The sequence below is a fragment of the Pseudomonas turukhanskensis genome (genome assembly GCF_027922365.1).
In the GTDB taxonomy this organism is placed as follows: domain Bacteria; phylum Pseudomonadota; class Gammaproteobacteria; order Pseudomonadales; family Pseudomonadaceae; genus Aquipseudomonas; species Aquipseudomonas turukhanskensis.
In genome coordinates this window covers 1-11,655 of the sequence record NZ_BSFN01000030.1, presented here as the reverse complement: position 1 = coordinate 11,655, position 11,655 = coordinate 1, and the positions used below count along the sequence as shown (strand labels likewise).

Sequence of the window (11,655 nt, the reverse complement as noted above, 5' to 3'; positions counted from 1 at the left end):
TCCTCGGTTCAGAGAACGCCGATGGCTTCGGTCAGCAGCCAGATGCCGACCACCAGCAGGACTGCGCCAACGGCCACGGTCAGGCCGAACTGGCCCCAGGTCGAGCGACCGATGTGGATTTCGGCATAACGGGTGTAGGCGTGGTAGCACACGCCGACGAACATCGAGGCGACCACCAGTAGCGCAATGAGCATCACGATGTCGTAGCCGTAGTTCTGCAACGTCTGCATGATGCCCGTACCAGTGCCGCGCGATGGGCTTTCCAGGGTGGGCAGGGCGGCGTGGGCGAGTGGTGCCAGCACGCCGAGCATCGACAGCGTGACCAAGTGGGCGAAGCGGTGGGGGCGCAAGACAGGGTAGAGCGGCGGCATGATGGCGACCTCTTACGAGAGCAGGAAGAAGGTCAGCGCCAGGTACAGCGCGACAAAGCGCACCACGACGACCAGGAACTGAGGTTGGGAAAGCTGTTGATCTGCCCAGCCGACGTAGGCCGAGCGCATCGCCCAGACGCCCCACACGAGCAGTACGGCGAACACCGCACCGGTCAGCACGATCGACACATCGGACGGGGTGATGCCGCTGTTGGCCTGGAAAGCGGCGGTCTGCGCGGCGTTCATGGCGCAGCTTCCGGTTCGGGAGGCGGGGTTACGCTCTGGCGGTAGTCGCCGAGCAGCACGGCGGGGTCGCGCGGTTGGGCACGCGATGGGCTCAGGTAGTCGCGGATGCCGGCGCGCATGCCTTCGAGGTCGGCGCTCAGGCGGGCATAGTCGAAGTGGTAGCGGGCACGTTCGTCGTGCGGTTGCGCGGCTTGCTGCGCGACGAGCCGTTCGATGCTGTCGAGCTGACGCAGTGCGGCGGCGAGTCGGGCGTGCTCGGGCGTGGCATCGTCGGCGCAGGCGTGGCCGGAAACATGCAGGCCGAGCAGCAGTGTCAGGATCAGACCGGGTGCGGGATGCCTGTCGGCTGGAGGGAGAAGTCGTTTCGACATTTGCCAATCCACGATGTGCGAGGAATGGCGAAATGTTCTTCATCTATTGAGGATGACGCCGCAATGAATGCGGGATTGGTCATGATCGGCTTGTTGGCTACGCAGGCGCGGCGTCGGTGGCTGTGCTCGATCACGACGGGCCACGAACGGATCATGCCGGGACAGGGTGAACGGCCGGGGTAGGTTGGCACTCAATGCGGATTAGGGTATGTGAGTAATTTTTGTTTTTGTGCCTTTTGGGCTACATTATTGCCTTTATAGAATAATTTTGATGCCTGGGGGCTACAGTGACAACGCTTTCTGACGTCTCCGAGATGCTCAAAACTGCTCGCCGGGAGGCCGACCTGAGCCAGGAAGAACTCGCTCAGCGGGCCGGCGTTGCACGTTCTACGGTAGCCCGTATGGAGACCCTGGCCAAGGGTGACATGAGCGTATCGATCCTGGTTCGCTTGCTCGAAGCGGCTGGCTACGACCTGAAACTCGTGAGGCCCGGCCATGTGCGCACGGTAGAGGACATCCTGGCCGAACAACGCCGAGGTGATGCCTCATGAGGCTTGACGTGCAGGTCGGCGGCAAGACGACGGCCCAGCTCTATCGTGAGCGTGACGAGTACGTCCTGAAGTACCTTCCCGGCACCGATCCAGCTGATTTCGTCAGCCTGACCATGCCGGTGCGCGAGGAGCCCTGGCGCTGGCCGCGCGACCTGCATCCCTTCTTCCGCCAGAACCTGCCCGAAGGCTACCTGCTCGGCATCATTCGAGAGGAGTTCGGTCCGCTGCTCGATGGCACCGATTTGTCGTTGCTGGCCGTGGTCGGGGGCATGGGTATTGGCCGGGTCACGCTCACGCCCGAAGGCGGCACGCCGGGTGCCGATATGGAACCGCTGCAGGTCGAGCGTCTGCTGACAGCCGATAACACCACCGAGCACTTCGCCGCGCTGGTGCGCCGCTACGCGCGCGCGTCGATCTCGGGCGTGGTGCCCAAATTCATCGCGCCACAAGACGCTCTGTCTGGCGTGACCGATCCGCTGGGTAAACCCACGCTGCGCACCAGCCATCACATTATCAAGGGCTCGGACGACAGTACGCCTTATCTCGGTTTCAACGAGTTCTACAGCATGCGTGTGCTGGAGCGGCTCAATGTCGTGCCGGTTGCCAAGACGCGCATGTCCGACGACGGTCGTGTGCTGGTGGTCGAGCGCTTCGACGTCGATGAGCGCGGCGTTCCCACCCACGGGCTCGAAGACGCTTGCGGCCTGTTGGGTTTGCCGCCGCACGAGAAGTACGCGACAACCACCGAGAAGATCCTCAATGCCACGCGCGCCTATCTGCCGGCAGCGCAGGTACGCACGCAATTGGAGCAGCTCGGCTGGCACCTTCTGATCAACTACGTGGTGCGCAACGCTGACTGTCATGCAAAGAACATCGCGTTGTACTACACCTCGCTGACTGACGTGGGCTACACACCTGTCTACGATATCGTGACGACACAGGCTTACCCGCGTTACGCGAACAACCCTCCGGGTCTGCCCATCGACGGCCGCCAGACATGGGCCGCGGGGAAGACGCTGGAGCGATTCTTCAATGCGCGGTTGGGCATCGCACCACGGCGCTATGCCGAGATGATCGAGCGCCTGTGCGAATCGGCCGTGATCGTGGGTGAGGAGGTGATCGAGGCGGCCAAGAACGAGCCGCGCTGGCACACCGTTGCCAAGCAGATGGTGCATGCGTGGAACCAAGGCATGTCGTCATTGCGCGATCCCAAACGGGCGGTGCAATTCAGGGGGCTGGATGTTGCCATCGCGGCGGCAGGGTTCTCCGACCCCGAGCCCGCAGAGAAGTCGGGTGTGACGATCGGACGGTCGGAGCTGCTGGCGCCACCGCGCCGTAAGCGCTAATGCTCTGTTCGACCTGTACCTCGGTCGGCAGCATGTGTAGTCCGCAGGGGGATTTCAAGCACCGCCACGCACTAGTTGGCGATCACAAGTATTTTTTGAAGCTGGCTGCGGTGATGTTCACCGCCAGCCCGAGCAGCGCCGCGCTCGGCAGCAGCACCAGTAACGGATGCACGCTGATGGGCAAGGTGAGGTAGATGATCCAGGGCAGGATGGCCAGTGGCATCAGGCTCGCTTTGGCGCGGTGGTAGACGAAGCCCGACTCTCGGCCTGCGCCGAACTTGCGAATGTCGCGCCGCACCAGACCATCGACCAGGCCGACGAGGGCCGCCAGCAGAAACAGCGGCAGCGTGAGCACTAGGACCAGTAACCGGACGATGAACGTCAGCGTCGTGAACGCGGCGGCGATCAGGTAGTTCTCGCTCCAGACGTAGACCTGGCTGATGTAGTAACGCAAGTCCCGGGCATCGCTATGGCTGGGTGCGCGGGCGCGCGCCGATGCCTGGCTCATCCAGTCGAGCAGGCCGCTCTTCACGAAGATCCATTCGTAGGTGACCTCGACCAGTTGGTGCGCAGTTCGACCAGGCTCCTGTACCACGGCGCTACGGGTGAAGTGGTTGGAAAGGTGGTTCAGCTCGTAGTTGAGCATGCCCTGCGCGTGGCGCCAGCCTTGCTCTGGCCAGAACAGGTGCATGCCGACGCACTCGATGATGATAGACAGCAGCAGCGAGCCGATCAGCACGCCGAGCATGCGCAGCGGCAGGCTGACTAGACTCGCGAAAAACCCTTGTTGGCGGCTTTGCTCGCGCTGGGTGGTGGTGGCCGGGTCCCTCATGGCCTGGCCTCGCTGTCGGCGGTATTGCCCGGGTCGATCAGGTGACGGAAGCCGTCGACAAGGTCGGCGGGCAACGGTTGATCCTGCAGGCCTGGCAGGCCCTGGTTTTCCCACCAGTCACCGGCCTCGGCATAGTGCTGACGCATGTAACCGGCGAGTTGCTGCAGGTCGTCGGGCATGATTTCGTCTGGATCGGGGGCCGGCAGCGGCATGCGGATTTTCCAGAGCTGCCCGCCTTGCAGCAGCGCGAACGCCTGGCCTTTCGGCAGCCCGACCACGTGCGATGGCTCGATCAGCGGCACACTGGCGGTACTGATGCGGTCCTGTGCGTTGGAGGTGAAGTCGGTTGGGCCATGGATGTCGGAGCTGTCGGTGGCACCGCTGACCAGTGTCGTGGTGTAGACGTCCACTTTCGGCAGCTGGCGGGTGAGCAGTTCCGCGGTCGCGGTTTCGCGTACCCTCAGCATGAACAGGTTGTTGAAATTGCCAATGACCTGGCCCGCTTTCGCGCGGCTACCGACACGGGCTTCGATGTCGCTGAGCGTCTGGGTGTAGGCCGTGACTTGCAACCCGGCCCCGCCGCCCTTGTTGACCAGCGGCACGAATTCGTCACCCATCAGCTCATTGAACTCGTCCGCATGGACGTTGACCGGGACTCTGGCTCCCGCCAGGGAACCGGGCAGACCATCGTCGATGCCGAACTTGTAGATATGGCCGGCGACCGATACCAGGTCGGCGAACATCGAATTACCGACAGCGGCGGCGACCTCGGCATCCGATAGTGCATCGAGGCCGACATAGACCACCGCGCGCTTGCGGACGATCTGCATCCAGTCGAAGATCGGTCGCGGATCGGCCAGGTCCGCATAGTTCGGCGCGAGCAGTTGCGCGGTTTTGCCGGTTGTGAGTTTTTCCAGCAACGGCAACAGGCTGGCGACGATCTTGTCGAAATAGGTCCGGTCGTAACGCACGGCACTGCGCAGCCCGTCGAGTACCGGGTCGTAGACGCGGACTTGCGACAGGTACTGCTCCAGCGCGACCACACGCTTTTCCCGGCCGATCATGTTGCGCGGGATGTTTTTGTCGTTCAGCCGTCCTTCGAGCTGGACGATGATTTCCCAGGCCTTCGGCTCGTGTCTGGCGAAGTACTGCTGCGCGTATTCGATGAACAGTGCGTCGATGTTGACGACGTGCCGCTGGATCAGCAGGTAGTCGGGCCGCTGCCCCAGCTCGACCAGGGCGCGGGCGATGATGTTGACGAAGCGCCACGCGAACTCGCGGAATGCGGCCGAGTTACCCTCACCCGAAAGCTGCCCCGCGATGCGCGTGGCCACTTCGCTGATTCGACCGAAGCGGCCCACCGCGTTGTAGCGCGCACTGATGTCCGGCCAGCCGAGGTGGAAGACGTAGAACTCGCCTTCGCGCCCGGCGCGTTTGGCCTCCACGTACATGCGCTTGAGCAGATCGGCGTCGCCCTTCGGATCGAAGACGATCACCACCTCGTGCTCGCCTGCAGTGTTGCGCCGCCGAATGTCCTGGGTCACGAACAATTCGGCCAAGCGGGTCTTGCCGACCCGCGTCGCGCCCAGCACGAGCGAGTGCCCAACCCGTTCGCCGAGCGGCAGGCTTACGTCAATTTCGTTCGGTTCGATGCCATGCAGGCGCGGCAGACCACCGACTGGCGGCAGCGGGCGCACCGGGTTGAGCGCGATGTCCCAGGCGGTGAGCTTGGCCAGCTGCGACAGCGGAAACGGCGCGAACTCCAGCCGCTCTTCCAGACGCCTCGCCAGCAGGTAGGCCGGCGTGGGTTCGACGTAGCTGCGGAATTCTGGCCGGAACGTTTGCGTCAGGCGGTGCGTGTGCCGTTGTTCCCAGCGAAAGCCTCTGCCGATGAACAACCGTTGCTGGCTGACCGGCACGTCGCGACTGGTCAGCACGTAGCGCGGCAGCCGGCGGATGTTGCGCCGGTAACGCAGGATGACCAGCGCATCACGCAGGCGGATCGCGCCGAAGGCGAGGAAAGCCAGTGCGCTACCCAGGCCGATCGCTGGGCTCAGCGCGAGCGACCAGGGTGCCGCCACGGACAGAAGCGCGGCGGCGGCGCAGACCGCCACGGTGTACAGCTCCACCGCTGGCCGCAGCAGCACCTCGATCGCATGGGGCTGGGCCATGGCCGGCGCTTCACTGTTCGATGCCGGTCGCCGTGATCAGCACCGGGTAGTGACGCAAGCCGAGTCGCTCGGCGAGGTCGTCTCCGGCAACCGGTGCCAGCGGCAGCCCGGGTACCAATGCCCGCAGCGTGGCCAGGGCCTCGGGCGAGGCGATGTTGACCACCAGGCCTACGGCAGCGAGTTCGCGCAGGTGTGGTGCCCGCTGGCGTAGCCAGGTTCGAGAGCGTTCGTCGTCGCCGACGAGAAACAACGGCGGCAGCCCCGGCGCTTCGATTACACGGCGCGCCACCTCGCCCGGCGACAGCCGCATCGAGCGCACCGGCAGCATGTCGGACTCGCTGAATGCTCTGGCTGGCGGGCGCGGACTCTCGAAGCGTGGCGATGCCATGTCGCTGCGCGGTTGCAGGTTCAGGGCCTCGTAGTACGGCAAGGCCGAGGCTCCACCCCGGTCTGCGACAACGATTAGCGCGTCGGCATGAACAGGCACTGACAGCCACGCCAGAGAGAGGCAGGCGACGAGGCGGGGTAGAGTGTTCATGGCAGGTTCCTCCGGGTACTGATTTCCAGTCGGTGGTCGCCCTGTACGCGAGCCAGGTGCTGGCTGACGCTGTGGCGATAGCGTGCGGCCGGTGCACCGCCGGCGGGACGGTGGTAGCGGCCAATGGCGAGCAGCCAGTCCTCACCCGGGGTGTGCTGCTCACGCAGGATCTCGGCGGCGATGGCCAGGTTGCGGTAGGGATCGAGCAGGTCGCAGGGTTGTGCGTAGCGCTGCGGGTGGTAGCCGAGGTTGATCTGGCCGAGCCCCGCGTCGATGCGCGTGGCCGATGTGCGCCTGAGCGCCTGGCGCAGCCCGGTGCAGGCCTCGCCGCGGGTGGCGTAGCGCTGCGCCTTGCCCGCGACGTTGAGCGTCCATGGCCAGGGCACCAGACGGCCGCGCAAGCGAGTGCCGCTCTCCTGCAGAGCCACGGCGTACAAAACGGTTGAGGGAATGCCGGCGCGCTGCGCGGCGACCTGGTAGGCCGGCGGCGGGATTTCCTGCGCCTGGGTGGTGCCGGCCAGTACGCAGGCCAGCAGCACGAGCGAGGCGTGGCGCGACATTACGGCTGCCGCTGCCATTGCCCGTTCATCTGGCGCACGACCGCAGGCAGGTCGCCCGGCAGGCCCAACGATAGCCAGCGGCCCGAGTCGTGATTGAGTGTGATCTGGCCGCTGCGCACCTTGGCCGGGTCGATGCCGATGCGCTGTGCCCAGGCGCGGATACGCGCGTCGTCGGCGCGATTGTCGACGACGTAGATGTCGAATTCCATACCGGCGGCTTGCAGCCGCAGCGCGGCTTGATCGCAGGCCGGGCAGGCGTCCTGGACGAACACGGCGAGCCGTCCGTTCGCAGCTGGTGCAACCGGCGAGAATGCCGGACCGGCGTCGGGCAAGATGACACGCGGGATATCGGCGTGAAGCCGCTGCCAGGCGTCGTCGTAAGCCCGTTGGTAAGCGAGCAGTTTCTCGACGCGGTGGGCTTCGGCCTGGACCTGCAACTCCGCGTAACGGTGCCGTTCCTGGTCGGAGCGTGCCTCGATGCCCAACGCGGTGAGCGGATCGAGGTTGGGCGAGTAGACACCCAGCGGCCCCTGCATCAGATCCCGGTAGCGTGTCCATTCGTCGACGTTCAGACCCCAATCGCGCGCCTGCTGCTCGTCGGCGCGCTCGGTGGCCATCGGTCGCTCATGGCTGGGCATGTTGGCGGTGGTGAGGGTTTCCGCACCCTGGGCGAGGCTGCTGGTTAGCAGGACGATCAGTGCGGGGACGATATGGCGCTGCCTCATCTGCCCTCCTACTGCGGGGGAACGGGCAGGCGACGGGTGTCGTCACCGTGGCGGAACAGGGCACTGCTCCCCTCGATGCTTTCGAGATGCCAGCCGGCTTCCGTCTCGCCGGGACGCAGCAAACGAACCTGCGAGAGCTCGCCCGAGGCGGATGGAATAATCGAGAGGAATCGTTCTCCGGCGCGTAGTTCGGCACCGATCACCCGGAATGGTGGTTCGGCGGCCTTCGGTTTGGCGGGGGCGGCAACTCGTGGGCGGAGCGCGGCCGCTGGCGTCGGCCGAGGCTCGCTGAGCCGCATTTCCAGCTGCTCGATGCGCGCTTGCAGCGGCAGCAGGTTGTCCGTTGCAGGCTGGTTGCCGAGTGCTTCTTCGATCACGCTCAGCCGCTGCTCCAACGTCCGGCGCTCAGTTTCGTAGCGCGCCTGGGGCAGGGCGTCCGGCTGCTGCTGGGCGTGCTCGACCTGCTGGACCAGTTCGGCCAGGCGCTTTTCCAGCACGGCGACCTGCAGACCGGGCGCGCTGGTTTCGACCTGTGTTGCCAGACCAGACAGGGCTACATGGTCGATCACGACGGCGGCACTGATGAGCAGCAGCCAGGTGATTGCGGCGACGCGAATCAGCGTGCCGTGACGGTGCTGCCCATTGCCTGGCATCGTCATCATGGCTGTGGCTCCCCGGCGGAACCTTGCAAGGGAGCACTATCTGCAGTTGCCTGCGTCGCTTCGGCAGGCGTTTTGTGCTGCTGGCTGAAGCAGACGCTGCGCGTGGTGTGGTCGACGTGCAGCGCTCGTGCCGGCCCCGCCAGAGTCAGCAGGGCATCGCGCAGTTGCAGCGGGCCGAGCTGGTAGTGCGCCGCCGGCAACGGGAGGTTGCCCAGCGTATCGGTTTCACGTCCGTTGCAGAGCTGGTAGCCGGAGCGCTGCAACACATGATGCAGCGCATCGGCCACATTGGCGTGTAGCGTGTCAGGAATGGACACGTCGACCACCTGCAACAGCAGATCCTCCTGGGCGGCCGTCGGCGTCAGTTCGACCAGGGTGTAGCGGCCGTAGCGGACCACAGGAATGTACTCCGGTACTGGAGCTGCCACCTCATCGGGAACCGGAGGAGGAGGTGGGGGCGTTGCGCAGCCGGCCGCCAGAACGGCCAGCAGGAGGCAACTGCGGTAGGAAAGGGCGGCGTGCATGGCTAGGCTCTCGGCAAGGTCGAACCGACACCATCGCCATCCTGCGAGGCCATATCAGCAAACAAAGGGAATCGCCGTGTTGCCGATTTTTTGGATGCCCTACGCTGGCACCAACCTCAGTCGATGATCAAAAAAGCATCACCTGGTCAGGTGCCCACGGCTTCGAGCGATTCGGACCTTATCAAGCGGGTTATTCACAGCTTTTGTGGATAACTCGAAGCGCCCTTGTGCGGTTGGCTGCCGAGTACTGAGGTGCGATACAGTCGGGGGCGTCCATGAAGGCAGCACGGCCCTGGAGGATCGTCGAATACTGCAATCACTTTATCTGCCGCATATTGCACACGACTGCTGTGATGCCATGTAAACCACGACGCCAGAATTTGGGCAGTAGCTGCCGGTCAGCACGCGGCAGAGAACGGCAAGAGCGGGCATTGACGACGGGCAGGAAGCGGCCAAAAGCGGCCGGTCGAAAGCGACCACGATACCCGCTGCGATTTATTTGCTCCTCATAGATAGAACTCTACTCTGGCGAGTACCATAAATGATATTACCTACCATTTCCGCCTGTTATACCGGAACAGCTCTAATATCACCTTGAGCTGGGAGTAGGGTCTGCGCGCCGGATAGCATGCTGGTCAAGCTCGCGATTTCGCCAAATGGTCGAACCCCAGCCGAAATCGGCCGTTTGTGAACGGCTGTTTCCATTCAATAGGGCGCTGAAAGTGATTTGTGGTGAGCCGCACGATCTAGGATGTGTCAGTCTCAACTCAGTGCCGAATCGGATAACGATCGAGAGATATGTACGATACAGAAGCAGTACTGAGCCCTGATTTTCGCCTAGACCCGGCCGAGGAAAACGGGAGAGCTTGCCGCGATCTTTTCATGCAGACTTTCCTACCGGCTGAGGAACCAGATGCCTGGTATCCCAAACCGAATAGCGAATGGCATCGGCTTGCGCGGTAAAAACGTTGGCATCGACCTTGCTATGATTTGATGGATTCAAATCGGCGGGGGACGTCAATGAAGCGTTTTATCCAGGGAGAGCATCGAGGCCAAAGCGCGCTGCTTCCCGAGAGCCTGGATGACTATGTGGCGGACACCAACCCGGTGCGGGTGGTCGATGTTTTCGTCGATGAACTCGACCTTGGCCAGCTGGGTTTCGAGGGCGTCGTCCCAGCGGAAACCGGCAGGCCGGCCTACCATCCTGCCGACCTGCTTAAGATCTACATCTACGGTTACCTCAACCGCATCCAGTCCAGTCGCCGTCTCGAACGCGAAGCTCAGCGCAATGTTGAGTTGATGTGGCTGATCGGACGTTTGATGCCGGACTTCAAGACCATTGCCAACTTCCGCAAGGATAACGGCAAGGCAATCCGCGGCGTCTGTCGGCAGTTCGTGGTGCTATGCCAGCAGCTTGGCCTGTTCTCGGAAGCGCTCGTAGCCATTGACGGCAGCAAGTTCAAGGCGGTCAACAATCGCGACCGCAACTTCACCAGCGCCAAGCTGCAGCGGCGAATGGAGGAGATCGAGTCCAGCATCAATCGCTACCTGACTGCACTGGATACTGCTGATCGTCAGGAACCTGCCGTAGCGAAGGTCAAAGCCGAACGCCTCCACGACAAGATCGCGACCTTGAAAACTAAGCTGCAGGAGCTCAAGGAAATCGAGGTTCAGCTCAACGAAACACCGGATAAACAGATCTCCCTGACCGATCCCGATGCCCGCTCAATGAAGACCCGGGGCACCGGCGTGGTCGGCTACAACGTACAGGCGGCGGTCGACGCGAAGCACCACCTGATCGTGACCCACGAAGTAACGAACGATGGGGCTGATCGAGACCAGCTAAGCACCATGGCCAAGCAGGCGCGAGAGGCCATGGGCGTCAAGAAACTCTCGGCGGTCGCCGACAGAGGGTATTTCAAAGGCGAAGAAATCCTGGCGTGCCATCAGGCTGGAATCACCGTATTCGTGCCCAAGGCGCTGACCTCGGGAGCGACAGCGGCGGGCCGCTTCGGCAAAGGTGACTTCATCTATGACGCAGCCAAGAACGAGTATCGATGCCCAGCTGGGCAAAGCCTGATCTGGCGGTTCTCACGCGTCGAGAAAGGACTGAAGCTGCACCGCTACTGGAGTTCGCACTGCCAGGGTTGTGCGTTGAAAGAGCAATGTACACCGAGCCCACAGCGTCGAGTGAGCCGCTGGGAGCATGAGGCAGTGCTCGAGGCGATGCAGAGTCGCCTGGATCAAGCGCCCGAGATGATGCGAATCCGTCGCCAAACGGTCGAGCACCCGTTCGGCACGCTGAAATCCTGGATGGGCGCCACCCACTTCCTCACCAGAACGCTCGACCGGGTGAGTACCGAGATGAGCCTGCATGTGCTCGCCTACAATCTCAAACGCGTGTTGAATGTGTTGGGCAGCGGTGCCTTGATAGCAGCGATGAAGGCCTGAGGCCTGTTTTACGACTCTTGCAGCCCTCCAGCAGACGCGCCGAAGCCGAAAGTGCCATAGCAACCAGAATCACCTATTGCGCCTGATTGGGCCTCCGACGGTCTCCTGGGCACTGAGAAAATCCCCCGACAGTTGATTGCCATCACTCACTACGTTTTTACACAGTCTGGGCCGCTTCCTGCCGGTTACCACCGGCAGGCTGGGGGCGAAAAGCTGGCTCTAACGAGGAAAAGAAAAGACCGGCAGCCCGATGGGCCGCCGGCATACGAAGGTGGGTCAGGCCGCAACGAGCTGCCGTGCCAGTGCC

Annotated in this window: 13 protein-coding genes; 3 read left to right on the top strand and 10 right to left on the bottom strand. The window is 63.3% G+C overall.

What is annotated here, in order from left to right; genetic code table 11:
* Nucleotides 1-8 precede the first annotated feature (8 nt).
* The 3 genes from PKE98_RS25235 to PKE98_RS25225 all read right to left on the bottom strand — a co-directional run bounded on the left by PKE98_RS25235 (nt 9) and on the right by PKE98_RS25225 (nt 988).
* A complete protein-coding gene (locus PKE98_RS25235) occupies nt 9-311 on the bottom strand; it encodes a TIGR03745 family integrating conjugative element membrane protein (protein ID WP_271198244.1) in 303 nt (100 codons plus the stop codon).
* Between the two features lie 72 nt (nt 312-383).
* Nucleotides 384-617, bottom strand: coding sequence for a TIGR03758 family integrating conjugative element protein (locus PKE98_RS25230; RefSeq protein ID WP_271198215.1), 234 nt, complete (start codon nt 615-617; stop codon nt 384-386).
* Complete coding sequence (locus tag PKE98_RS25225) at nt 614-988, bottom strand: integrative conjugative element protein, RAQPRD family (protein ID WP_271198214.1); 375 nt, start codon at nt 986-988, stop codon at nt 614-616. The genes PKE98_RS25230 and PKE98_RS25225 overlap by 4 nt, the downstream gene beginning before the upstream one ends.
* A 287-nt stretch (nt 989-1,275) precedes the next feature.
* Here PKE98_RS25225 and PKE98_RS25220 point away from each other — a divergent pair, with 287 nt between their 5' ends.
* Nucleotides 1,276-1,539, top strand: coding sequence for a helix-turn-helix transcriptional regulator (locus PKE98_RS25220; RefSeq protein WP_042955529.1), 264 nt, complete (start codon nt 1,276-1,278; stop codon nt 1,537-1,539).
* Nucleotides 1,536-2,885 (top strand): type II toxin-antitoxin system HipA family toxin, encoded by a 1,350-nt coding sequence (locus tag PKE98_RS25215; protein ID WP_271198213.1) that lies wholly within the window; start codon nt 1,536-1,538, stop codon nt 2,883-2,885. Before PKE98_RS25220 ends, PKE98_RS25215 begins: the two co-directional genes overlap by 4 nt.
* A gap of 82 nt (nt 2,886-2,967) precedes the next feature.
* Here the strand turns inward: PKE98_RS25215 and PKE98_RS25210 are convergent, their stop codons facing one another.
* The 7 genes from PKE98_RS25210 to pilL2 are packed head-to-tail and all read right to left on the bottom strand — an operon-like array spanning nt 2,968 to nt 8,897.
* Complete coding sequence (locus PKE98_RS25210; protein ID WP_271198212.1) at nt 2,968-3,717, bottom strand: TIGR03747 family integrating conjugative element membrane protein; 750 nt, start codon at nt 3,715-3,717, stop codon at nt 2,968-2,970.
* Nucleotides 3,714-5,888 carry a type IV conjugative transfer system coupling protein TraD gene (traD, locus tag PKE98_RS25205; protein WP_271198211.1) on the bottom strand — a complete coding sequence of 725 codons (2,175 nt, stop codon included), beginning with the start codon at nt 5,886-5,888 and terminating at the stop codon, nt 3,714-3,716. Before traD ends, PKE98_RS25210 begins: the two co-directional genes overlap by 4 nt.
* A gap of 10 nt (nt 5,889-5,898) precedes the next feature.
* A complete protein-coding gene (locus PKE98_RS25200) occupies nt 5,899-6,426 on the bottom strand; it encodes an integrating conjugative element protein (RefSeq protein ID WP_271198210.1) in 528 nt (175 codons plus the stop codon).
* Complete coding sequence (locus PKE98_RS25195) at nt 6,423-6,986, bottom strand: lysozyme family protein (RefSeq protein ID WP_445009284.1); 564 nt, start codon at nt 6,984-6,986, stop codon at nt 6,423-6,425. The genes PKE98_RS25200 and PKE98_RS25195 overlap by 4 nt, the downstream gene beginning before the upstream one ends.
* Nucleotides 6,986-7,711: a TIGR03759 family integrating conjugative element protein gene (locus tag PKE98_RS25190; protein ID WP_271198207.1), complete on the bottom strand. Its 726-nt coding sequence runs from the start codon at nt 7,709-7,711 to the stop codon at nt 6,986-6,988. The genes PKE98_RS25195 and PKE98_RS25190 overlap by 1 nt, the downstream gene beginning before the upstream one ends.
* 8 nt (nt 7,712-7,719) lie before the next feature.
* The gene (locus PKE98_RS25185; protein ID WP_271198205.1) at nt 7,720-8,373 is read right to left on the bottom strand and encodes a hypothetical protein; all 654 of its coding nucleotides are present in this window, start codon (nt 8,371-8,373) and stop codon (nt 7,720-7,722) included.
* Nucleotides 8,370-8,897, bottom strand: coding sequence for a PFGI-1 class ICE element type IV pilus protein PilL2 (gene pilL2, locus PKE98_RS25180; protein ID WP_271198204.1), 528 nt, complete (start codon nt 8,895-8,897; stop codon nt 8,370-8,372). The genes PKE98_RS25185 and pilL2 overlap by 4 nt, the downstream gene beginning before the upstream one ends.
* Before the next feature lie 1,020 nt (nt 8,898-9,917).
* Between pilL2 and PKE98_RS25175 the strand changes: the two genes are divergently transcribed.
* The gene (locus tag PKE98_RS25175) at nt 9,918-11,348 is read left to right on the top strand and encodes an IS1182 family transposase (RefSeq protein WP_271198202.1); all 1,431 of its coding nucleotides are present in this window, start codon (nt 9,918-9,920) and stop codon (nt 11,346-11,348) included.
* Nucleotides 11,349-11,655 lie beyond the last annotated feature (307 nt).